The 22135-nt window shown below is 58.3% G+C and carries 29 protein-coding genes and 3 pseudogenes; 4 read left to right on the top strand and 28 right to left on the bottom strand.

The window, feature by feature from the left end:
* Positions 1-131: 131 nt before the first annotated feature.
* Entirely contained in the window at positions 132-683 is a 552-nt protein-coding gene (locus HMPREF2562_RS04935) for an adenylate kinase (protein WP_005509947.1), read from the bottom strand.
* Positions 683-2020: a preprotein translocase subunit SecY gene (secY, locus tag HMPREF2562_RS04930; protein ID WP_048731466.1), complete on the bottom strand. Its 1338-nt coding sequence runs from the start codon at positions 2018-2020 to the stop codon at positions 683-685. The genes HMPREF2562_RS04935 and secY overlap by 1 nt, the downstream gene beginning before the upstream one ends.
* A gap of 349 nt (positions 2021-2369) precedes the next feature.
* Between secY and HMPREF2562_RS11180 the strand changes: the two are divergent.
* Together HMPREF2562_RS11180 and HMPREF2562_RS11175 are read left to right on the top strand one after the other, a co-directional pair.
* A pseudogene (locus HMPREF2562_RS11180) lies at positions 2370-3029 on the top strand (6-carboxyhexanoate--CoA ligase); the annotation flags it as partial.
* A gap of 48 nt (positions 3030-3077) precedes the next feature.
* Entirely contained in the window at positions 3078-4229 is a 1152-nt protein-coding gene (locus HMPREF2562_RS11175) for an aminotransferase class I/II-fold pyridoxal phosphate-dependent enzyme (RefSeq protein ID WP_371325808.1), read from the top strand.
* Between the two features lie 103 nt (positions 4230-4332).
* Here the strand turns inward: HMPREF2562_RS11175 and rplO are convergent, their stop codons facing one another.
* The 10 genes from rplO to rplN all read right to left on the bottom strand — a co-directional run bounded on the left by rplO (position 4333) and on the right by rplN (position 9901).
* Positions 4333-4779 carry a 50S ribosomal protein L15 gene (gene rplO, locus HMPREF2562_RS04920; RefSeq protein ID WP_016422071.1) on the bottom strand — a complete coding sequence of 149 codons (447 nt, stop codon included), beginning with the start codon at positions 4777-4779 and terminating at the stop codon, positions 4333-4335.
* A gap of 7 nt (positions 4780-4786) precedes the next feature.
* Positions 4787-4972, bottom strand: a complete 186-nt coding sequence (rpmD, locus tag HMPREF2562_RS04915) for a 50S ribosomal protein L30 (RefSeq protein WP_005509843.1) — start codon at positions 4970-4972, stop codon at positions 4787-4789.
* A gap of 5 nt (positions 4973-4977) precedes the next feature.
* The gene (gene rpsE / locus HMPREF2562_RS04910) at positions 4978-5595 is read right to left on the bottom strand and encodes a 30S ribosomal protein S5 (protein WP_005510059.1); all 618 of its coding nucleotides are present in this window, start codon (positions 5593-5595) and stop codon (positions 4978-4980) included.
* A gap of 34 nt (positions 5596-5629) precedes the next feature.
* A complete protein-coding gene (rplR, locus tag HMPREF2562_RS04905) occupies positions 5630-6028 on the bottom strand; it encodes a 50S ribosomal protein L18 (protein WP_005510009.1) in 399 nt (132 codons plus the stop codon).
* Complete coding sequence (gene rplF, locus HMPREF2562_RS04900; RefSeq protein ID WP_005509895.1) at positions 6028-6564, bottom strand: 50S ribosomal protein L6; 537 nt, start codon at positions 6562-6564, stop codon at positions 6028-6030. Before rplF ends, rplR begins: the two co-directional genes overlap by 1 nt.
* A gap of 15 nt (positions 6565-6579) precedes the next feature.
* Complete coding sequence (rpsH, locus tag HMPREF2562_RS04895; protein WP_005509822.1) at positions 6580-6978, bottom strand: 30S ribosomal protein S8; 399 nt, start codon at positions 6976-6978, stop codon at positions 6580-6582.
* A gap of 403 nt (positions 6979-7381) precedes the next feature.
* Positions 7382-8278 carry a GDSL-type esterase/lipase family protein gene (locus HMPREF2562_RS04890; protein WP_070438096.1) on the bottom strand — a complete coding sequence of 299 codons (897 nt, stop codon included), beginning with the start codon at positions 8276-8278 and terminating at the stop codon, positions 7382-7384.
* Positions 8279-8660: 382 nt separating this feature from the next.
* On the bottom strand, positions 8661-9215 hold the full coding sequence (rplE, locus tag HMPREF2562_RS04885; RefSeq protein WP_005509901.1) for a 50S ribosomal protein L5: 555 nt from the start codon (positions 9213-9215) through the stop codon (positions 8661-8663).
* Positions 9216-9217: 2 nt separating this feature from the next.
* On the bottom strand, positions 9218-9532 hold the full coding sequence (gene rplX, locus HMPREF2562_RS04880; protein WP_005509963.1) for a 50S ribosomal protein L24: 315 nt from the start codon (positions 9530-9532) through the stop codon (positions 9218-9220).
* On the bottom strand, positions 9533-9901 hold the full coding sequence (gene rplN / locus HMPREF2562_RS04875) for a 50S ribosomal protein L14 (protein WP_016422069.1): 369 nt from the start codon (positions 9899-9901) through the stop codon (positions 9533-9535).
* Between the two features lie 281 nt (positions 9902-10182).
* On the opposite strand from rplN, the gene HMPREF2562_RS04870 reads away from it, so the two are divergent.
* Positions 10183-11424, top strand: a complete 1242-nt coding sequence (locus HMPREF2562_RS04870; RefSeq protein ID WP_070549702.1) for a multidrug effflux MFS transporter — start codon at positions 10183-10185, stop codon at positions 11422-11424.
* A 51-nt stretch (positions 11425-11475) separates the two neighbouring features.
* On the opposite strand, the gene HMPREF2562_RS04865 is transcribed toward HMPREF2562_RS04870, so the two are convergent.
* From HMPREF2562_RS04865 to HMPREF2562_RS10720, 3 genes and pseudogenes are all read right to left on the bottom strand, one after another.
* Positions 11476-12258 carry a formate/nitrite transporter family protein gene (locus HMPREF2562_RS04865; protein WP_070549701.1) on the bottom strand — a complete coding sequence of 261 codons (783 nt, stop codon included), beginning with the start codon at positions 12256-12258 and terminating at the stop codon, positions 11476-11478.
* A gap of 223 nt (positions 12259-12481) precedes the next feature.
* A pseudogene (locus HMPREF2562_RS04860) lies at positions 12482-13024 on the bottom strand (PTS transporter subunit EIIC); the annotation flags it as partial.
* Positions 13008-13391: pseudogene (locus HMPREF2562_RS10720) on the bottom strand (glycoside hydrolase family 32 protein); the annotation flags it as partial. The pseudogenes HMPREF2562_RS10720 and HMPREF2562_RS04860, both read right to left, overlap by 17 nt.
* Before the next feature lie 25 nt (positions 13392-13416).
* Here HMPREF2562_RS10720 and HMPREF2562_RS04850 point away from each other — a divergent pair.
* Positions 13417-14313, top strand: a complete 897-nt coding sequence (locus HMPREF2562_RS04850; protein WP_070549698.1) for a carbohydrate kinase family protein — start codon at positions 13417-13419, stop codon at positions 14311-14313.
* Between the two features lie 20 nt (positions 14314-14333).
* Here HMPREF2562_RS04850 and HMPREF2562_RS04845 read toward each other — a convergent pair whose 3' ends face one another.
* The 13 genes from HMPREF2562_RS04845 to rpsJ form a co-directional block, all read right to left on the bottom strand.
* Positions 14334-14993 (bottom strand): class I SAM-dependent methyltransferase, encoded by a 660-nt coding sequence (locus HMPREF2562_RS04845; RefSeq protein WP_070549697.1) that lies wholly within the window; start codon positions 14991-14993, stop codon positions 14334-14336.
* A gap of 53 nt (positions 14994-15046) precedes the next feature.
* The gene (gene mgtE, locus HMPREF2562_RS04840; RefSeq protein ID WP_070549696.1) at positions 15047-16396 is read right to left on the bottom strand and encodes a magnesium transporter; all 1350 of its coding nucleotides are present in this window, start codon (positions 16394-16396) and stop codon (positions 15047-15049) included.
* A gap of 201 nt (positions 16397-16597) precedes the next feature.
* Positions 16598-16876, bottom strand: coding sequence for a 30S ribosomal protein S17 (gene rpsQ / locus HMPREF2562_RS04835; RefSeq protein ID WP_042388398.1), 279 nt, complete (start codon positions 16874-16876; stop codon positions 16598-16600).
* Positions 16873-17109, bottom strand: a complete 237-nt coding sequence (rpmC, locus tag HMPREF2562_RS04830) for a 50S ribosomal protein L29 (RefSeq protein WP_005509851.1) — start codon at positions 17107-17109, stop codon at positions 16873-16875. Before rpmC ends, rpsQ begins: the two co-directional genes overlap by 4 nt.
* Positions 17109-17525, bottom strand: coding sequence for a 50S ribosomal protein L16 (rplP, locus tag HMPREF2562_RS04825; protein WP_016422059.1), 417 nt, complete (start codon positions 17523-17525; stop codon positions 17109-17111). Before rplP ends, rpmC begins: the two co-directional genes overlap by 1 nt.
* A 3-nt stretch (positions 17526-17528) precedes the next feature.
* Positions 17529-18269: a 30S ribosomal protein S3 gene (gene rpsC / locus HMPREF2562_RS04820; protein WP_016422058.1), complete on the bottom strand. Its 741-nt coding sequence runs from the start codon at positions 18267-18269 to the stop codon at positions 17529-17531.
* Positions 18269-18631: a 50S ribosomal protein L22 gene (gene rplV / locus HMPREF2562_RS04815; protein WP_005509775.1), complete on the bottom strand. Its 363-nt coding sequence runs from the start codon at positions 18629-18631 to the stop codon at positions 18269-18271. Before rplV ends, rpsC begins: the two co-directional genes overlap by 1 nt.
* A 3-nt stretch (positions 18632-18634) precedes the next feature.
* Positions 18635-18913 carry a 30S ribosomal protein S19 gene (gene rpsS / locus HMPREF2562_RS04810; RefSeq protein WP_005509882.1) on the bottom strand — a complete coding sequence of 93 codons (279 nt, stop codon included), beginning with the start codon at positions 18911-18913 and terminating at the stop codon, positions 18635-18637.
* A gap of 14 nt (positions 18914-18927) precedes the next feature.
* Positions 18928-19770: a 50S ribosomal protein L2 gene (rplB, locus tag HMPREF2562_RS04805; RefSeq protein WP_016422056.1), complete on the bottom strand. Its 843-nt coding sequence runs from the start codon at positions 19768-19770 to the stop codon at positions 18928-18930.
* 37 nt (positions 19771-19807) lie between these two features.
* Positions 19808-20113, bottom strand: a complete 306-nt coding sequence (gene rplW, locus HMPREF2562_RS04800; protein ID WP_005509869.1) for a 50S ribosomal protein L23 — start codon at positions 20111-20113, stop codon at positions 19808-19810.
* Complete coding sequence (gene rplD, locus HMPREF2562_RS04795; RefSeq protein WP_049190610.1) at positions 20113-20760, bottom strand: 50S ribosomal protein L4; 648 nt, start codon at positions 20758-20760, stop codon at positions 20113-20115. The genes rplW and rplD overlap by 1 nt, the downstream gene beginning before the upstream one ends.
* Positions 20757-21413 (bottom strand): 50S ribosomal protein L3, encoded by a 657-nt coding sequence (rplC, locus tag HMPREF2562_RS04790; RefSeq protein WP_005509762.1) that lies wholly within the window; start codon positions 21411-21413, stop codon positions 20757-20759. The genes rplD and rplC overlap by 4 nt, the downstream gene beginning before the upstream one ends.
* Before the next feature lie 31 nt (positions 21414-21444).
* Complete coding sequence (rpsJ, locus tag HMPREF2562_RS04785; RefSeq protein WP_003938093.1) at positions 21445-21750, bottom strand: 30S ribosomal protein S10; 306 nt, start codon at positions 21748-21750, stop codon at positions 21445-21447.
* Between the last annotated feature and the right edge of the window lie 385 nt (positions 21751-22135).

Below are 22135 nucleotides of genomic sequence, written 5' to 3'. Positions count from 1 at the left end.
CACACAAAAGCCGCCCTTCCAAACCTCAACGGTTCGAAAGGGCGGCTTCAACAACCATCTACAACCGGCAAACCCATCGGCCCCAGCCAGCGAAAAAGCTAGAGCGTCTAGTTACCCGGTGTGCCAGGAGCCTAGTTCAGCTTCTCCAGCTCAGCCATCGTGCGCTCGTTAATCTCCTCAACGGATCCCTCAGCGGCAATCTTGATGATCTTCTCCGAGTAGTAATCCAGCAAAGGAGCGGTCTCATTGGTGTACACATGCATGCGGTTGCGGATGACCTCTTCAGTGTCGTCTGCGCGACCACGGGCCAGCATGCGCTCGACGACGACATCCTCAGAAACGTCGAACTGTACGACCGCATCCAGCTCAGTGCCGAGGTTGGACAGCAGACGCTTCAGCTCTTCTGCCTGACCAACAGTGCGTGGGAAGCCATCCAACAGGAACCCCTTGGCAGCGTCGTCCTCATTCAGACGGGACTCGACCATACGCACAGTCACGTCGTCCGGAACAAGGTTGCCGGCGTCGATGTAGGACTTCGCCTCAATGCCGAGCGGAGTGCCTTCACCGATGTTTGCGCGAAACAGGTCACCGGTGGAGATGTGCGGGACACCGAGCTTCTCCGAGAGGATAGCTGCCTGAGTGCCCTTGCCTGCACCGGGAGGACCTACAAGTACGAGTCGCATTACTTCAAGAACCCTTCGTAGTTACGTTGCATCATTTGGCTTTCAACCTGCTTGACCGTCGTCAGCGCAACACTGACCAGAATCAGCAGGGCTGTACCTCCAAACATACCGCCTGTACCGGAGTTCGCGTCGCCAAGCCCCATATCAAGAGCGACATTTGGCAGAACAGCAATCAGCGCCAGGTACAGCGAGCCGACAGTCAGCAGGCGAATCAGGACGTAGGACAGGTATTCAGCAGTCGGACGTCCCGGGCGGAAGCCCGGAATGAATCCACCGTATTTCTTCATGTTCTCCGCCTGCTCGTGCGGGTCGTACTGCACGGAGGTGTAGAAGAAGGAGAAGAAGATGATCATCAGGAAGAACAGCAGAATGTACTGCCAACTGGACGGCGCCAGCAGGTACTGAATGACATTGCGCTGCCACCAGTTGTCCATGTTCGGATTCGACTGACCGGACTGAACAATCTGGGTAATCAGAACCGGCACGTAAATCAGCGAGGACGCGAAGATGACAGGGATAACACCGGCCTGGTTCACCTTCAGCGGCAGGTAGGTGGAAGATCCGCCGTACTGGCGACGACCAACCATGCGCTTTGCGTACTGCACCGGAATACGGCGCTGTCCCTGCTCAATGAAAATAACGCCGATGATGAGAATCAGCACGGCAACAATCACGGTGGCGAACACGACACCGGTGGTGGAGCGCAGAATGTTCGCTCCCTGCGCCGGCATACCAGCGGCGATACCGGAGAAAATCAGCAGCGACATACCGTTGCCGACGCCTCGGTCAGTGATGAGCTCACCCATCCACATGACCAGCACGGCACCGGAGGTCATCACAACGACCATCACCACGAGGTCAAAGACACCCGCATCCTTAACCAGCAGCGACTGCGAGCCACCCAGCAGGGCACCTCGGTCTGCCATGGCCACAATGCCTGCAGACTGCAGCAACGCCAACGCCACTGTGAGGTAGCGGGTGTACTGGGTCATCTTTGTCTGACCCGACTGCCCTTCCTTCTTCAACTGCTCGAAGTGTGGAATCACCACCGTGAGCAGCTGGACGATAATCGAGGCCGTAATGTACGGCATAATGCCGATGCCGAAAATCGCCATCTGCAGCAGAGCGCCACCTGAGAACAGGTTAATCAGCGAGTAAACGCTGGACTGATCTTTCGAAATCTGCTCGAGCTGCGCGTTGACCAACTGGTAGTCGATACCAGGGGTTGGAATCTGCGAGCCGATTCGGTACAGAATGATCATCGTCAGAGTGAAGAAGATCTTCTTACGCAAATCGGGATCGCGCAACGCCGCAATGAGACCGGAAGCCACGTGCATCCTCCCGAGGTCAAGAAATCCGCTTCTCCCACGCTTTTCCCGAAAGACTTACCCGCTTATCCGCCAGTAGTCTCCCGTTTTAGTTAAGCAACGCGGATGACGTATTCCTCAAACCTTTAATTGACAGTATTTGACGTAGTGAGTCTACCAGCGTTTCTCCACATCGTCGCAATACACCTCCATATCACCGTTAGTACAGCGCCCCGCCAATCACCTCTTTTCGCTTGACGACGATCCCAGCGCCCCCTCCCCTCTGAGCCCACGCCCCCTCACTGTGCCTCACCCAATTTTCCCAGACAAAACTTGAACAGTGTTAAAGTTTTGCTCTGTGAGTACCTACAGCATCCGCATGCGATCCAGCGCCGATGGCTGCCATATCTCTGGCGCTGAGCGTCTTGCACCGGCCGTCGAACTACCTCAGCTGGCTTCTGCAATGACTAGCCGTGCACTTCACCACGACAAGGGTCGAGCCGACACAATTCACATCACTGTGGACAAGGTTGAAGAGTCGACTATCGGCACCGTGTCCGCGTTGACTCCCTTTCTAGAGTCGAACCCCAGCCCTGAGGACGCACGCAATCTCATTGCTCAACGCCTACACGCTGCAGGCATACAAGCAGCCGACATCGCCGTCGAAATGGCCTATTCACTCACAGGTCTCCGCGGTGCCGCTCTCATCGATGCCTCCTCCGGTGAACGGCTCGACCCAAATCCTGCCCGTGGTGTACGGGTTTCCACTTTTGATGCCATCTCGCACCCCAGTAAGGACTGCACCAAGGATCATTTTCACGAGGCGCTCATCCTCGCATCTAAGGTTCACAGCGCCCCGGGTATCGTCGCAGAAATCTGCCTCTCCGATGACCCCTTTTACACGCGGGGATATCTGGCGCTGGACGGAATCTTTCACCGTATCCCCAATATCAAGGACCACGGCAGCACTCTTGGTACTCGCATCTTCATCGTTGAACCCGGCACCGATATCCCCGAGCTAATCGATTACCTGGAGAACGCGCCGGTCTACGTCGAGCTCCCAGCTGACGCCAGTTCCTCGCCGGACGTGACCGCCCCCAACAGCGACCTCTCAGCAATCGCCGCCCAAAGGAACTCGGCCTGGGCCGCTGAAGGGCTTGCCCGCACACTGCGCACTTTCGAAACCGGACAACTGCCACACAGCCGAATTGACGGAACCGACTATCTACTGTTTTCTTCTTCGGACTACCTCGGCCTGTCCACGCACCCTGAACTCATCTCAGCTGCCACCGAGGCAATTGGACATTTCGGCACCGGGTCCGGCGGCTCTCGCCTGACCACCGGCACTAGCATCCACAGGGCACTTGAGAATGAACTGGCGCAGTTCTTCGGTTTCGACGATGCCGTTCTCTTTGCGACTGGCTACCAGGCGAACCACTCAACCATCGCTGCCATCGCCACCGCCGACGTGGAAATCTTCTCCGACGCCGCCAACCATGCTTCCATCATCGACGGGTGCCGCAATGCCCGAGCTAACGTCACGGTCTTTCCACATGCTGACTACCAGGCACTCGACCGTCTCCTCGCAGCATCGAGCGCCCGCCACAAGCTTGTCATCTCCGACTCCGTGTTCTCTATGTCAGGCGAGGTCATCGACGGCCCCGCACTCGAGCGCACCTGTCGCCGTCACAACGCATGGTTGATGCTTGACGACGCCCACGGCGTCGGCGTTATCGGAGAGCAAGGCCGTGGCACCGCAGCGCACCTGGGCATTCACCCGGACATTGTGGTCGGCACCGCGAGCAAGGCTCTCGGTGTCGAAGGAGGATACGTTCTCTGCTCCGCACCAGTTGGCGACCTGCTACGCAATCAAGCCCGTAGCTTCGTGTACTCAACGTCGATGAACCCCGGTTCCGTCGCAGCTATCCGCGCCGCGTTGAAGCAGTTGGAGGCTGGGGACGTCGTCAAGCGATTGCAGCGTAATATTGCGCGCGTCCGCTCCCTGGTTGGCGCGCAGTCAGACCCCGCATCTGCAATCATCCCACTGCCCGTTGGCGACGAGGCCGAAGCGATGGACGCCTCAGCACGGTTGGCGGAGCTAGGCGTGTACATACCTGCGATTCGCTACCCGACGGTTCCCCGTGGTGAGGCAATGTTGCGATTGACCATTACCGCGCTCCATACGGACGCTGACATCGACCGACTGGAGCAGGCTCTGCGCCACACCGGCCTGCTGTAAGCGGGCGGTTTGCGCTGCCCTCCCCTCCCCTTTCCTCCCCCTCAATACAAAAAGAGCTCTTAACCACTTGGGTTAAGAGCTCTTTTGTTAAAGCTTAAATGCTTTAGGCCTCAGTGACAGAGCCGCCTGCAGCCTCGATCTTGGACTTTGCGGAGCCCGAGAACTTGGTTGCGGTGACGTTGACGGAGACGTTGATGTCGCCGTCGCCGAGGACCTTCACCGGCTGGTTAGCGCGGACAGCGCCCTTTGCAACCAGGTCGGCGATGGTGACGTCGCCACCGTTCGGGAACAGACGCTCCAGATCCGAAACGTTGACCACCTGGAAGGTGACCTTCGCCGGGTTCTTGAAGCCCTTCAACTTCGGCAGACGCATGTGAAGTGGCATCTGGCCACCCTCGAATGCTGCCGAAACCTGCTTGCGGGCCTTGGTGCCCTTGGTGCCGCGACCAGCGGTCTTACCCTTGGAAGCCTCACCACGGCCGACGCGAGTCTTCTTCTTCTTAGCACCCGGAGCCGGGGCCAAGTCGTGGAGCTTAATTGGTTCGCTCATGGTTTACCTACTCCCCCGCTACTTCTTCAACCTCGACCAGGTGACGCACAACGTTCACGAGACCGCGCACAGCCGGAGTATCCGGGCGAACGGCGGAATCGTTGATGCGCTTCAGGCCGAGGGTGCGCAGCGAATCCTTCTGGTTCTGCTTGGTACCAGCGGTACCACGGACCTGGGTAATCTTCAGTGCCATGGAAATCACGCTCCCTGACCTGCGCGTGCGCGCAGCATACGTGCTGGGGTGACCTCTTCGAGAGACTTGCCACGACGTGCGGCGACCTCTTCAGGGCGAACCAGCTGCTTGAGGGCATCAACGGTTGCGTGAACAACGTTGATGGAGTTGTTGGTACCCAGCGACTTGGACAGAACATCCTGAACACCGGCGCACTCGAGAACCGGGCGGACAGCGCCGCCGGCAATCAGACCGGTACCCGGAGCAGCCGGGCGCAGCAGGACGATGCCAGCAGCGGTCTCACCCTGAACCGGGTGGGTAATGGTGCCAGCAATCATCGGGACGCGGAAGAAGTTCTTACGAGCCTCTTCAGCACCCTTCTGGATAGCTGCCGGTACTTCCTTGGCCTTGCCGTAGCCGACGCCGACCATGCCCTCGCCGTCACCGACGATGACCAGAGCGGTGAAGCTGAAGCGACGACCACCCTTGACGACCTTGGAAACTCGGTTGATAGTTACTACGCGCTCGATGTACTGCGAACGCTCGTCCTGCTGGCGACGGTCGTTACCGCGACCACCACGACGGTTGTTGTTCTTGTTGTCAGCGGAGTTACGTCCGCCTTCGCGCTTATCGCGTTCCGACATCACGCATTCCTTCCGTTGGACTTGTAAGTGCGCATTAGAACTTCAGACCACCTTCACGGGCAGCCTCGGCCAGAGCAGCAACGCGGCCGTGGTACTGGTAGCCACCGCGGTCGAAAACGACCTTCTCGATGCCAGCATCCTTAGCGCGAGCAGCAATCAACTCGCCGACCTTGGCGCTCTTGGCCTTCTTGTCGCCCTCGAAGCCACGGAGATCTGCGTCCAGAGTGGAAGCAGCTGCCAGGGTACGACCGATGGAGTCGTCGATAACCTGAGCGGTGATGTGGCGGGAAGAGCGGTGCACGACGAGGCGCGGTGCCTCGGAGGTGCCGCGGACGTTCTTGCGCAAGCGTGCGTGACGGCGGGCACGGGCGACACGACGACGAGTCGAGATGTCCTTGCCTACCGGGAGGCGCTTTTCGTTGGTGTTGCTCATTACTTACCCGTCTTTCCGATCTTGCGACGGATCTGCTCGCCATCGTAACGAATGCCCTTGCCCTTGTAAGGATCATCCTTACGCAGACGACGGATGTTAGCTGCGAGCTGTCCGACCTGCTGCTTATCAATACCTGTGATCGACAGCTTGGTGGTGCCGTCGACGTCGAAGGTGATACCTTCCGGTGCTTCGATCAGGACTGGGTGCGAGTAGCCCAGGGAGAACTCGAGGTCCTTGCCCTTCTTGGCGACACGGTAACCGACACCGAAGATTTCCATCTTGATGGTGTAGCCCTCGGTCACACCGACAACCATATTGTTAATCAGCGAACGGGACAGGCCGTGCAGGGAGCGGCTCTTGCGGTGGTCATCCGGGCGGTTGACCACAATCTCATTGTCCTTCAGCTCAACGGTAATTGGAGCCGGGATAGAGACAGACAGCTCGCCCTTCGGGCCCTTGACGGAAACGTCCTGGCCGTTGACCTGGGCAGTAACGTTTGCCGGGACAACGACAGGGTTCTTACCAATACGAGACATTGTGTAGTTCCCCCTTTACCAGACGTAAGCGAGGACTTCCCCGCCAACCTTCTTCTCGTAAGCCTGACGGTCAGTCAGCAGGCCCTGAGACGTGGAGATGATAGCCACGCCCAGGCCACCGAGGACCTTCGGCAGGTTAGTGGACTTTGCGTAAACACGCAGACCCGGCTTGGAGACGCGACGCACGCCAGCGATCGAACGCTCGCGGGACGGACCGTACTTCAGGTTCAGGGTCAGGGTCTTGCCGACCTTGGCATCCTCGACTGCGTAGTCCGCAATGTAACCCTCAGACTTGAGGATCTCGGCGATGTTAGCCTTCAGCTTGGACGACGGCATCGAGACAGAGTCGTGGTACGCGTTGTTAGCGTTGCGCACGCGCGACAGCATGTCGGCGATTGGGTCAGTCATGGTCATGGTTAGTGACCGCTTCCTTTCTCGCTGCGGTTCCTTCCCACCTCGTGGCTAACTCCAATGACCGCGCAAACAGCAACTGTCACACGGCGAAAGCTTAAGTTGGAGTGATTACCAATATCGTGATTCCGGCGATTTAAGGGCTACTGTTCGCCAACTCGGTTCAATAGCCGAGTCAGCTCGCCACCCAGGTGACACCAGAGACGATGCGAGGCGAGGGGCCTACAGCAAAGTTCTTACATTTTTACTGCCGCACCTCTTATAGAGGGCAGACCTGGTGATACTAACAAATACCGGCCGAAATGCAAAAACGCCGCGGACGGACGTTAGTCCGCTCACGGCGTGAAGCCCCACCAACTAGCGGTGGAACTCAATTCCTAGCCGACATGGTGCCGGCGAAAGGAAATTAGTAGAGCTGGTCGGCGATGATGTTACCCATTGCCTTTTCGCCAGCCACCGTCGGGTGGTTGGTCATCGGGCCCATCACCGGGTCTGCGAAACCGGCGACGAAGCGCTCATCCGGGTTCGGGTTGCAGGTACCGTGGCCGAGGGTTGCCTCGTAGACGTCAATGAAGCCGGCACCTACGTGCTGAGATGCGGAGCGAATGCTGTCACGGAATGCACCCTGGATCTCGCTGCCACCCGGTGCCGGGATCGGGAAGGTCTGGTTCGGGGTGTTCACCAGGCACAGCTGGTCATCAGTGGCGTACTCAGGGTACGACGCCAGGACGACCTGAGCGCCCGGGGCAACCTGGTGGACGCGGTCAGTGAACTGACGCAGCGTCTGCTTGAACGCGGAAGGAGCCTGCGGATCCGGCTTTGCGACAAGCTCGCCTGCCACGTCAACCCACTGGACCCAGTCCATGCCGCCGTACATCAGGACAACCTTCTCGGTGCCCTCTCCGATGTCGCCGTACTGGATGGAAGCCTCCAGGTATGCGAGGAGCTGACCCGGGAAGCCGCCAAGACCGTTACAGGACCAGTCACCCAGGGACTTGTTCAGCTTCGTAGCTGCGATCTTCGGCCAGTTTTCCATGTCGGTAGCGCAGTTGGCGACCAGTACGTTCTGCCCCGGCGCCAGGCCACGCGGGCCACCCTTACCGGCATTAGCGGTGAAGGAGTCACCGAAGGTGACGATCTGCTTGACGCCCTTCGGGCCGGTGTCGCCGATACCCGGAATCGGAATGTTCGGCATTTCCGGCAGTGCCGGCTGTGCGTTGGCAGCACCTGCACCCAAGCTCAGACCCAGAGCCGCAACAGTTGCAATAGCAGCCGAGCGGACGGCCACGGAGAAGTTCTTCATGTAGTTAATCCCTTTGCGTTTTAACTTAAGAACCGCTCTGTGTAGAACCACTGGCTCAATCACACAGAAGCTGAAGTCACTTAAGTCTTGCCCAAATTGATAACGACCACAATGCATTTTGGCGGCCGTCACTATGACGAATGGCAGTTTACAACGAAATCATCACAAACGCCTAACTTTCAACTGAGAAACCTTGTGGCTTTACTAATTTCCAACCCCCAAAAAGGGTCAACTTTCCCACCAGCAACACTGGTAACTTTTACGCAGGCCCCGCACAGCGACCTCACTCCCCCACGAACATAAGCAGTTAACAGAGCAGCAAAAAGCCCCGGAGGCCAAGCGGCATCCGGGGCTTCAGGCAAAAGCTACCGAAGAGGCAAAACTACTTCTTGAACGGGAAGCCCAGCTCGCGCAGCAGCGCGCGGCCTTCCTCGTTGTTGGTAGCGGTGGTCACGACGGTGATGTCCATACCGCGCGGGCGGTCGATCTTGTCAACGTCGATCTCGTAGAACATGGTCTGCTCAGACAGGCCGAAGGTGTAGTTACCGTGACCATCGAACTGCTGATCAGACAGACCGCGGAAGTCGCGGATTCGCGGCAGAGCCACGGTCAGCAGACGATCCAGGAACTCCCACATACGGTCGCCACGCAGGGTGACGCGAGCGCCGATGGCATCGCCTTCACGGAGCTTGAAGTTAGCGATCGACTTGCGAGCACGACGGGTCTCCGGCTTCTGACCGGTAATCAGAGTCAGGTCGTTGATAGCACCGTTGATCTGCTTCTTGTCCTGAGCAGCAGCGCCGACGCCCATGTTGACGACGACCTTGGTGACGCCCGGAATCTGCATGACGTTCTCGTAGGAGAACTCTTCCTGCATCTTGCCGCGAATCTCATCGCGGTAACGGGCCTTCAGACGAGGGGTGTAATTTTCGCTCATGCTTAGATGTCCTTCCCGGTACGGCGGGAGATGCGAACCTTCTTGCCGTCCTCATCGAAGCGGTAACCGACGCGAGTCGGGGTACCATCTTCGTCGACCAGCATGACGTTCGACACGTGAATCGGAGCTTCCTGAGTGACAATGCCACCCGAGGATGCACCGCGCTCCGCAGCGGAGTTTGCAACGTGCTTCTTGATACGGTTAACGCCCTCGACCAGGACCTTGTCGCGCTTCGGGTAGGCCTCGATGACCTTGCCCTGAGCACCCTTGTCCGGACCAGAGATAACCAGCACGGTATCGCCCTTACGGATCTTCACTTAAATCACCTCCGGTGCGAGCGAGACAATCTTCATGAACTTCTTGTCACGCAGCTCACGCGCGACCGGGCCGAAAATACGGGTGCCCTTTGGCTCACCGTCGGCCTTGATGATGACAGCTGCATTCTCGTCGAACGAAATGTAGGAGCCGTCCGGACGACGGGTCTCCTTCTTCGCACGGACGATGACTGCCTTAACAATTTCGCCTGCCTTGACGTTGCCGCCCGGAGTAGCTTCCTTGACAGTTGCGACAATGGTGTCGCCAATGCCAGCGAAGCGTCGGGTCGAGCCACCGAGAACGCGGATGCACAGAATTTCACGTGCACCAGTGTTGTCGGCAACGCGCAGACGGGATTCCTGCTGAATCACTGCGTTTCTCCTGACCTGGTTGCATTGTGCGTCAGATTTCCGTCCTAAACGCACGCGGTCTTTATGTCTTGCGTTTACGCTTTACGACGGAAGCACCTGCTAGAGGTAGCTTTCCTATCGCTTTGACCTCGTGCTTACTACGGTTCTAGACCGTTGAGAGCAGCACGCAGTCACTTCGCGCAACCTGTGTATTATGGCACGTTCGTGCGGGACAACAAAATCCCTTATTTTCATGCCCCCAACATGGTTTATGCCTTGTGCGGCAACCCTGTACTGAGACAGTGACAAATCAACATTCCGAGAGTGCTCAGACAAAGCCAGCACAGACGCTACCGGTATCGCTACTTGCCGGGTTGGCCTTGTTATCCGCCGCCGCCCCGTTCGGCGCAGATACATATCTGGCATCCTTCGTGGAGATTGCACGCGAGTTCTCCACGACCGAGTCGATGGTTCAGCTCACGCTGACAACCTTCATGATTGGCATGGCTGCTGGACAGCTCGTCATTGGCGCTCTCTCCGATAGTTTGGGCCGCAAGAAGCTGCTTCTCATTGCGACTTTGGTGTTCTTGGGCTCGTCAATCCTCTGTGCAGTAGCACCGAATATTGGCACGCTTATTGCAATGCGCCTGTTCCAGGGGTTAGCTGGTGGCTCCACAGTTGTTCTGGCTCGTTCTGTAGTACCAGACCTCTTGACGGGCAAGGCATCAGCGAGAGCTTTCTCCACGCTGATGGGCATTTCCTCCATCGCCCCGGCAATCGCTCCCCTTGTGGGCGGTTTTCTAGGCCCCGCATTCGGCTGGCGCAGCGTGTTCTGGTTTCTCGCAGCCATCAACGTCGCGATGGTCGCGATTGTGATCCTGATGGTTCCGGAAACCCTGCCGCCTGAGCGACGCTCCACAGGCGCTCTGCGCAATCTCCTGCCCAATATTGGCAGGCTGCTGCGGCGGCCAGTATTTGTCGGCTACTTGTTGGCTTTCGCTGGTGGCTTCTCGGTGATGTTTTCGTACATCGCTGCGTCACCCTTTATCTTCCAGGAGCTGCTGGGGCTAACCCCTACTCAGTTTTCTCTCGTATTCGCATCCAATGCAGCGATGTTGACATTTGTGTCAATCCTTAACGGCAAGATGATCAACCGGATTCATCCCCGCAAGGGCATTTTAATTGCCCTTACGGTCATGCTCGTGACGTCGATAGGCCTGATTATTAATGCCACCGTCGGGATTACTTTCTTCACTACTTGGCTGTTGCTGTTCATTACGGTACCGATGATGCCGCTAATCTTCGCCAATGCCACGGCACTCGGAATTGAGGAGGTTCGAGATATCGGAATTGGCTCAGGTTCCGGTCTCATGGGCTTCACACAGTTCCTCGCGGCCGCCACGGTTTCCCCGCTGGTGGGGCTTGGTTCCAATCTGCCCCTCTCGATGGCTATTTCGATGTTGACCTGTGCATTGATTGCGCTGACCGCGGTGTTGACATTGACGCGCGCCGGCCTCCACAAACGCTCACACCGACTGACATAAGAGCCCTGCTCAAGAAACTCGGCACTCTAAGACTCCGGCGCAGCTCAAAAACTAGTCAACATAGCTGGTCTTCGTCTGGTTCAACCAGGCGTAGACCGCGCCGATTCCCAGGCCACCACCTACGAAGTTGCCCAGCCACACGGCCACCCAGTTAACAGTAATGTGCAGACCATCGAAGCCTGCAGGATGCGGATCAGCGAAAAAGGCCAAGGAAAACAACGAGAAGTTCGCAATCACGTGCTCGAGTCCGAGCCCGACGAACACTGCAATGATCGGCAGAATCACAACGAACTTCGAAATGATTTCCTTGGCTTGTAGCGCACCTAAGACAGCCATATTGACCACGAAGTTCGCACCCATCGCCTCTACGAAGGCACCGAAGAACGGCTTGGCCAGCTTCCCCTCAGTCAAGGTGGAAATCAGATGTGTGTCATCGATCCCACCGAGCTTGGCGCTCTGGCTGAGCACCAGCGCCACAATCGCCGCACCGATGAAGTTGTAGAACGTAGCGACGGCCACCATTCGAAAGGCAACTCCCCACGCCATGCGCCCGCGTGCGGCGGACCAGGACACAAACATCATGCTGCCGGTCGCAAGCTCTGCACCGAGCACCACAATGGCGAACAGCCCAAGCCCGAATAGGCACGCAAAGACCAGTCCCCCAGTCCCCGGCGCGACGCCCTCTGCCACTTGACCAGCGACCGCAGCGAAGGCCGTTCCGAGCGTCAGGTACATACCCGCCAGGACCGCTCGCACGGCAAATCGTCCGTAGTCCTGCGTCAACAGTTCCTGTTTCTTGTCGCCAGCCGTATCCAGCGTTTCGTATAGCGTCACCGCCGAAGCCTTTCCCTGCGTGCCGTTAATTGCAGTTATTCGCATAAAAGAATATCGACAGGCTGACGCGGAATCGCAACCGCTTTACGACGGTCACAGCGCCCTACCCCCCCCTTAGGCGCTGCAACCAGGAACTGCGATTCACCGTCGAAGAGAGGCAGATTTACTTCTTCTCTGCGGTAACAGCAGGTTTCGCAGCAGTTTCTGACTTCGGCTCGTCCTTCATGGTTGAGGCAATGGCCGAGGCACCCATGCCGATGTAAAACGGCCAGCGCAAACGTAGGTTCACACCGAAGATGGCCGGCTCGGTAATACCGAATAGCGCCGACATACCGGAGGCGCCAGCCAGACCTTTAAGCTTCTCACTCTTGGCCAGGAAGTACACTGCCAGCGCGGCACCACCTTGGGCAATATTGGCCATCGATGCCGTCGCGAAAATGAACGAGCCGCCCTGGTCCCACAGCATGTACTCGATTGGTGGGAAGGACTGGTGCAGGCCAGTAATGACAATTGGCGAGTAAACCAAGCCGAACAAGAAGCCGCCCACAGGTCCCGCGAATTCGTACAGATTTGCAAGACCAATACCCAGCCATTCACCTGCAGTGCGCAGTACTTGACCAATGGCGGCAAAGGTGATGAAACCAGTGATGAGCAACGTCAACAGTGGTGTCAGCATAAAGTCGACAGTGCCCTTGAGACGCTTATGGAAGAACTTCTCAATCGTTGCCAGAATCCATGAGATAACCAGAATCGGCAAGATGAATCCCACCCTCCGGGCCGGAGGGAGCAACCGCACGGACGCGGTTCTGCGATGGTATACGGCGTCCGTCTGCCTTCAAGTTTCCGGTATAAAAGAGCCACACATCATCACCATCAACAGCCGCGCCGCCCGAATAACAACCATGCTTGTCATAGGGCATGTCCGGATACAGCGCATCTGGATGATGACGCCACCGCTCGGCTGTCGTGAGCGACGCGGACGCATGCCCCCACCCAGTTCTCTTCGGCGCATGTGGAAAGCATGGATCATGCTGGTAGAACACATGCAGTGTCTCGCCGTCCACGAAAAGGCCATTCGGGTCATTCAGTCGGCCCTGTGGCGGTGACAGATGGTAATTCGGCCGATAGGTCATACCCCCCCCCGATATTATTGAAGTCATGGCTATTTGTGTTTGCGGCGAAGGTCTGGTTGACCTCGTTCCGGTATCTCCTGGCAGCCTCAATAACCACGTGCCGGCGCTAGGCGGAGGCCCCTACAACGTCGCAGTCACGGCCTCTCGCCTCGGTGCGGATGTTATTTTCCAGTCCCGCCTGTCTACGGATGGATTCGGAAATGAGCTAGTCAAGCACTTGGAAACCGAAGGGGTCGACACCACTTACGTTCAGCGTGGCCCAGAGCCGACCATTCTGGCGGTAACCACCATCCACGACGATCGCTCTGCAACATACACCTTTTACACCGACGGCACGGCCACCCCACTTGTGGAGCCGAAGCTCATCGATGCGAATATCGCATGTTTTGGCACGCTGTCGCTGGCGCTGGAACCGGGTGCCAGCCGATACGCGGAATTGCTCAAGCAGTTCGCAGCCAACGACACCCTAGTCGCTTTGGACCCGAACATTCGCCCCATGTACGCAACGGATGCACACCGCGAATTCCTCATGGGCTTGCTCCCCTACGTCAATTTGTTGAAGCTCTCGGATGAGGAAGTCGAGTTCCTTGGCGAAGAGGCGCTGACTAAAGTTCCGGCCGCTGTCATCACCCGAGGTGGCGATGGGCTCACTTTGCTTGCCGACGGAAACCGCATCGATGTCCCAGCCGTCAACGCGAATGTCGTTGACACCATCGGTGCTGGGGACACAATTATGGGCGCGCTGTTGGCACAGTTCGACGAGCGTGGCCTAACAGTCGCTGACCTGACTTCCGTATCACCAGATCAGTGGCGCGAGATTCTGCACTATGCGGCCGCCGCGGCTGCCATCACTGTGTCCCGCAAGGGAGCGCAGCCGCCGACGAAAATCGAGGTCGAAGAACTCCTGGCTAAGGATTCCTAGTCCGCGCTGCTTGGCCCGCTCTATTTAGCTCGCTCAAGCACTGCGACCAGGAATTGAGACTCATCGTCAAAGGGACGAAGATCCCACGTGGAGTAACGCTGGATCACGATGAGCCCAGCCTCCTGCGCAGTCGTTTCAAAATCCGCAAAGTCCCAGCCACGGCCAGCACCGAAGCCGATAATGGCACGACCGTTCTCCGGATTCAGCACCTCCGCGAAGCCCTGCAGTACCTTCGCGCGGTCTTCTGGCGCTACGAAAGTCAGCACATTGCCGGGGCAAATGATGACATCGAAGGCGGATGCCGTGTCATCGTGGGGTGTGTTCTCCAGCCCGTCGTCAAGCACGTGCGGCAGCTGCGCCAAGTCCCCGACCAACCACGTCGCCTCCGGGAACTGTCGCTTTGCCTCGTCGATGAGATAGGGGTCGACATCGACGCCGACAATCTGGTGTCCAGCCTTCGCCAAGTAGCCGCCGACGCGCCCCTGCCCGCAGCCGGCATCCAGAATTCGAGCGTGGCGTGGCGCCATTGCATCCACCAGCCGTGCCTCGCCGTCAATATCGCGACCCTCGCGCACGAATCCCCGCCAGCGGTTGGCGTAGCGGCGGGAATGCTGCGGATCGGCGGCGATAATTTCTTTCCAAGTGCGGTGATTGTGGGTGCCATTGCTCATGGCCACCATTATGGCGCAGCTGGTCTCTTTTCTATACCGCCGACGTCCCCTGCGCGACGGGACTAGATTCCCAATACTGACTTAGCGATCAGGAAGTAGATGATCAGACCGGAGGCATCGACAAGAGTGGTAATGAACGGGTTAGCGAAGACGGCTGGGTCGATGCCGAACTTCTTACCGATTAGCGGCATGATGCCACCGACAGTTGCCGCGAGAGTACAAATACCCAGCAGCGTCAGGCCAATCACTAGGCCGATGTCCCAGCCGTAAACCAAGCCAGCCAATAGCAGGCCGAGAGTACCAAGCAATAAACCGAGGAAGGCACCGACTCTCACCTCGCGGAGAATGACTTTGAATATATCGCGGGGTTGGACATCCCCCAGCGCCAACGCACGCGTAATCGTAGTTGCAGCCTGGTTACCGGTATTGCCACCTGTACCGATCAGCAGCGGCACGAATACCGAGAGAACTACCATCTGAGACAGAGTCTCTTCGAAGGTTTCTAGGACTTGCACGGTCAATGTTGCACCGATAGCAAGCACGAGCAGCCACACCACGCGAGAGCGAACAATCTCGAAAATGGGCGTCGCGAGATAGGGCAAGCGCAGAGGCTCAGAACCGGAAATACGAGCTTGGTCCTCGGAGTCTGCCTCTTCCAGAATCCGGAGGGCGTCGTCCACCGTGAGCAGACCGATAACACGCTGCTCGCTGTCGACGATCGGCAGAGCTAGGCGCTTACGATCAGCGCACATGCGGGCTACCTTCTCTTCGGATTCGGTCGCCTCTGCGTAATCGGCCTTCCGCAAAATCGCCGCAACATGGATATCACTGCTGGCGCGCATCAGTTCACGAAGGCTAACCACGCCCACCAGCCGACGATTCCGGTTCGACAGCGGCAGCGTGTAGATGGATTCGGCATCATCCAGATGCTTGTAGACGGTCTCCAGAGCCTCCCCCACCGTCATATCGTCGTGAAGCGACACCAGCTCCGGGCTCATCCGACGCCCAATGGAACCATCGGGGTAACCGAGGACGATGTTGGTTAGCTCTCGCTCATCATCCGGCAGATCGGCAAGCAGTTTTGCAGCGACAGACGCAGGAAGCTCGTCGAGCAGCTCTGCTCGATCGTCCGGTTCCATCTCCGCGAAAACTGCGGTGACTTCAGGATCACGGAGGCTGTCAATCAGGTGCGCCTGCAGAGCCGAGTTCAGCTCATCGAAGGTTTCAACCGCCGTGTCTTTCGGCAGTGTGCGGTAGAACAGCGCACGTTCCCCATGGCTGAGGCGGCGCATCTTTCGAGCGGCAGCCTTGGGTTCAATATCAGTTAAGAGCCGCGACAGCGTAGCCACGTCATGTGAGCGAAGCGCGGACTCGAGATCTCGATCATCAATCCTGGTCACGTCAATAGTCACCGAACTTCTCCCCTCACAAAGCACAAATCCTGGCCAATGCTATCAGAGATAAAAACCCATCAAACCTGGATTGAGCGGACTAGAAATACGAAGGAACATGGCTTTCTAAAAAAACAAAGCCCCGCCACAGAAAACACTTTCGTGTTTCCCGCGACGGGGTTCTCGTCGTAAAGCCCGAGCTGATTGCTCAGCTGACGGGTCTTACTTAGCCTTCTCGATGATCTCGATCAGGCGGTAGTGCTTGTCCTTGGAGAGCGGACGGCACTCTTCGATGCGGACGCGGTCGCCCACGCCAGCCTCTTCGTTTTCGTCGTGCGCCTTGACCTTAGAGTTCGTGCGCATGATCTTGCCGTACAGGGCGTGCTGCTTGCGGTCCTCGAGCTCGACGACGATGGTCTTCTGCATCTTGTCGGACACGACGTAACCGGTGCGCACCTTGCGTGCGCCAGCCTCGGTGGTGTTCATGTTTTCCTCACTCATGCTGCATCACCATCGGTTGGTGCAGCAGACAGGCCGAGCTCGCGCTCACGCATAACGGTGTAAATGCGAGCAATATCCTTGCGGACAGTGCGGAGACGGCGGTTGTTGGTCAACTGACCGGTAGCGCTCTGGAAACGGAGGTTGAACAGCTCCTCCTTAGACTCCTTGAGCTTGGCAACCAGGTCATCGTTATCCAGCGAGCGAAGCTCGTGGGCGGGAATGCCGTTCGACATCAGTACTGATCCTCCTTCCGAACGATTCGGGTCTTAATCGGCAGCTTAGCGCCTGCGCGCTTCAGTGCCTCGACAGCAGTTGCCTCGTCCGGGTAGGACATCTCGAACATGATGCGACCCGGCTTGACGTTTGCAACCCACTTCTCGACCGGGCCCTTACCGGAACCCATACGAACACCCAGTGGCTTCTGGGTCAGCGGACGGTCCGGGAAAATCTGGATCCAGACCTTACCACCACGCTTGACGTGGCGGTTAATAGCAATACGCGCTGCCTCAATCTGACGGTTGGTGATGTAGGCCGGCTCGAGAGCCTGGAGACCGTAGTCACCGAAAGTCACCTTGTTGCCGCCCTTGGACATACCAGAACGGGTCGGGCGGTGCTGGCGACGGAACTTAACGCGCTTCGGGATGAGCATGAATTAGCCCTCCTTCTTCTCAGATGCACGCTGACGACGCTTGCCACCACGACGCGGACGGTCGTTGCCGCGACGCTGGCGGTCGTTGCCGGCGTTGATCTCGGACTCGCGACGGCCACCGATTACGTCACCCTTGTAGATCCACACCTTGACGCCAATGCGGCCGAAGGTGGTGTGAGCCTCGTGGGTGCCGTAGTCGATTTCCGCACGCAGGGTGTGCAGCGGAACGCGACCCTCGTGGTAGCGCTCGGTGCGGCCCATCTCGGCACCGCCGAGACGACCGGAGCAGACAACCTTGATGCCCTTGACGTGCGGCTGACGCATTGCAGACTGGATAGCCTTGCGCATTGCACGACGGAAAGCGACACGGTTGGCGAGCTGCTCAGCGATGGACTGAGCAACCAGCTTCGCATCCGCGTCAATGTTCTTGACCTCGAGGATGTTCAGCTGAACCTGCTTGCCGGTGAGCTTCTCGAGCTGGCCGCGGATGCGGTCAGCCTCGGAGCCACGACGACCGATAACAATGCCCGGGCGTGCGGTGTGGATGTCCACACGCACGCGGTCACGGGTGCGCTCGATAACGACATCGGAGATGCCGGCGCGCTCAAGACCGGTGGACAGCAGATCGCGGATCTTGATGTCCTCGGCCAGGTAGTCAGCGTACTGCTTGTCGGCGTACCAGCGGGACTTCCAGTCGCTGGAAATACCGAGGCGAAGACCGTGTGGATGGATCTTCTGTCCCACTATCGGTCACCTTCCTTCTGGCTCTCGACGACCACGGTGATGTGGCTGGTGCGCTTGCGGACGTGGAAAGCACGGCCCTGCGCACGCGGGCGGAAGCGCTTCATGGTCGGTCCCTCGTTGGCGTAAGCTTCGGAGATGACCAGAGTACGACGGTCCAGGCCGAAGTTGTTCTCAGCGTTTGCAGCTGCAGACGCAACAACCTTGGCGACCGGATCAGCAGCACCCTGCGGAGCGTACTCCAGGATGTTCAATGCCTCGTCGACGGACTTACCGCGAACGGTGTCCAGGACGCGACGTGCCTTCATCGGAGTAACGCGGACGAAGCGCGCAGTTGCGCGTGCAGAAGTAATGTCGTTGCTCATGGCTTATCGACGTCCCTTCTTGTCATCCTTGACGTGACCCTTGAAGGTCTTGGTCGGGGCGAATTCGCCCAGCTTGTGGCCGACCATAGAGTCATCCACGAACACCGGCACGTGCTTGCGACCGTCGTGAACGGCGAAGGTGTGGCCGATGAAATCGGGGAGAATCGTGGAGCGGCGAGACCAGGTCTTAATGACCTGCTTGGTGCCCTTCTCGTTCTGTGCATCGACCTTCGCGAGGAGGTGCTCATCGACGAACGGGCCCTTCTTAAGGCTGCGTGGCATTCTCAGTTCCCTCCTTAGCGCTTCTTATTCTTGTTGGTACGACGGCGACGAACGATCAGCTGGTCGCTCGGACGGTTCGGCTTACGGGTGCGGCCTTCCTTCTGGCCCCACGGGGAAACCGGGTGGCGACCACCGGAGGTCTTACCCTCACCACCACCGTGCGGGTGGTCGACCGGGTTCATGACAACACCGCGGACAGTCGGGCGCCAGCCCTTCCAGCGCATACGGCCGGCCTTGCCCCAACGGATATTGATCTGATCCTGGTTTCCGACCTCACCGACGGTTGCACGGCAACGTGCGTCGACGCGACGGATCTCAGAGGACGGCATACGCAGAACTGCGTACTTGCCTTCCTTACCGAGAAGCTGAATAGAAGCACCAGCAGAACGTGCCAGCTGTGCACCAGCGCCCGGCTTGAGCTCCACGCAGTGAATAGTGGAACCGGTCGGGATGTTGCGCAGCGGCAGGTTGTTACCAACCTTGATGTCGGCATTAGCGCCGGACTCAACGATGGCACCCTGCTTCAGGTTCTTCGGAGCGATGATGTAGCGCTTCTCACCGTCTGCATAGTGCAGCAGTGCGATGTTGGCGGTACGGTTCGGGTCGTACTCGATGTGAGCGACCTTTGCCGGAATGCCGTCCTTGTCATTACGACGGAAGTCGATGACACGGTACTGGCGCTTGTGTCCGCCACCCTTGTGGCGAGTGGTGATGTGACCGTGAACGTTACGGCCACCGGTCTTCGACAGCGGGCGCAGCAGAGACTTCTCAGGAGTCGAGCGAGTAATCTCGCTGAACTCGGAGACGGAGCTCTGGCGGCGACCCGGCGTAGTCGGCTTGTACTTACGAATAGCCATACTTTTGCTCTTCCTTAACTTCCTCGTCGGCTAGCGGCTAAGCTGCCGAACCGCCGAAGATGTCGATGGGATCGCTGCCGGCCGCGAGAGTCACGTAGGCGCGCTTGGTGTTCTTGCGCTTGCCGTAGCCGGTGCGGGAACGCTTGCGCTTGCCCTCACGGTTGAGGGTGTTGACGGAAGCGACCTTGGCACCGAAAATCTCCTGGACCGCGATCTTGATCTGGGTCTTGTTAGCGTCGGTGTGGACCAGGAACGTGTAAACGCCCTGCTCCATGAGTCCGTAGGACTTCTCAGACACTACCGGTGCAACAATGATGTCGCGGGGATCTGCGATGGTAGCCATTACTTCTCCTCCTTACCGGCGGTGCGAGTGATGAAGTCATTGAGTGCCTGAACGGCGAAAATGACGTCATCGGCCTTCAGAACGTCGTAGGTGTTCAGCTGATCCTCAGACAGGATGTGGACACCTGGCAGGTTACGAACCGACTTCCACGAGTTGACGTCCTCGCGCGGCAGAACGACGAGCACGTTGCGGCGCTCAGTCAGACGCTCGACGAAAGTACGAGCTGCCTTGGTGGACGGGGTCTGGCCTGGGACCAGTTCCTCGACAACGTGGATGCGGTCGTGGCGAGCACGGTCAGAGAGTGCGCCGCGCAGAGCAGCTGCAATCATCTTCTTCGGGGTGCGCTGGCTGTAGTCGCGCGGCACCGGGCCGTGGACAATGCCACCGCCGGTCCAGTGCGGAGCACGGATCGAACCCTGACGAGCGCGACCGGTACCCTTCTGGCGCCACGGCTTGCGGCCACCGCCGCGAACCTCACCGCGGGTCTTGACCTTGTGGGTGCCCTGGCGAGCTGCTGCACGCTGTGCGACAACAACCTGGTGCATCAGGGCGATGGACACCTCCGCGTCGAACACGGAAGCAGGAAGCTCAACCGAACCGTTCACGCCGCCTTCAGCGGTGTGTACGTCTAGCTTGAGGTTGGTCATGCGTGAGCACCACCCTTCGTGGCAGTCTTAACAACCAGCAGGCCGCCGCGTGCACCCGGAACTGCGCCCTTGATGAGCAGCAGGTTCGCGTCAGCGTCAACCTTCTGGATCTTCAGGTTCTGGGTCGTGACCCGGTCGTTACCCATGCGGCCTGCCATGCGCTTGCCCTTGAAGACGCGTCCTGGCGTGGCGCAAGCGCCAATGCCACCAACACGACGGTGAGCAGCCTGGTTACCGTGAGCAGCACCCTGGCCAGCAAAGCCGTGGCGCTTCATACCACCGGCGAAGCCGTGGCCCTTAGAGGTACCAGTGACGTCGACGTACTCAATTTCGCCGAAGATGTCGACACCAACGGACTGGCCGACCTCGTAAGAGGAAGCGTCCGGGGTGCGAATCTCAACGCTGTGGCGACGCGGGGTCACACCGGCCTTCTTGAAGTGGCCGGCCTCCGGCTTGTTGACCTTACGCGGGTCAATTTCGCCGTATGCAATCTGGACGGCGTCGTAGCCGTCGGTTTCCTTAGTGCGCACCTGAGTCACTACGCACGGCCCAGCCTCAACGACGGTAACCGGAACAACGCGGTTCTCCTCGTCGAAGATCTGAGTCATACCGAGCTTCGTGCCCAGGATGCCCTTGATCTCGTTTTCACTCATTTATCTTGTCTCCGCTACCAAAAGTCCAGGATCACTGAATGTTCACATCGACACTTGCCGGAAGGTCAATGCGCATAAGTGCATCGACGGTCTTCGGCGTTGGATCGAGAATGTCGATCAGACGCTTGTGAGTGCGCATCTCGAAGTGCTCGCGCGAGTCCTTGTACTTGTGCGGCGAACGGATAACGCAGTAAACGTTCTTTTCGGTTGGCAACGGCACCGGGCCAACGACGCGTGCACCCGTACGGGTAACGGTCTCCACGATCTTTCGCGCAGAAGCGTCGATAGCCTCGTGGTCGTAGGCCTTGAGCCTGATGCGGATCTTCTGTCCGGCCACGCTTGTCCTCTCCTCGGTCGGCGCGCCCCAATTAAAGGGGCGTCGACCCTGTCAATGTTTCTCGACGCCTTCAGCAACTATGGCCAGCGCCAGAAATCAAAACTGGGTTGTGCATTACTTCAAAGCGATTTCGTCTTCAATCGTCATGGCAAATTAACTTTTGGCCATGACCCGAGCGGACGAATAACGCCTTGCACTCAAATCCCAGTGGAAAACAAGTCCCCCTCGTGGGGCTCTTCATTTGCCTACTGCCGCTGTTAATTTGCCATGCCACCTCCGACCCCCGCGGTCGGGCGTGTCGCCCATTTTCTCCGTGAGGCACGATCAGGAAGAAACTTCCCTACGTGGTCATGCTCGCCTTACCATAGGCGCTAAATCCAATTTC

The organism is Corynebacterium sp. HMSC077G07 (genome assembly GCF_001809225.1).
Lineage (GTDB): Bacteria > Actinomycetota > Actinomycetes > Mycobacteriales > Mycobacteriaceae > Corynebacterium > Corynebacterium jeikeium_D.
The sequence above is the reverse complement of the archived record's forward strand: the minus strand, read 5'-3'. Positions and strand labels throughout refer to the sequence as shown.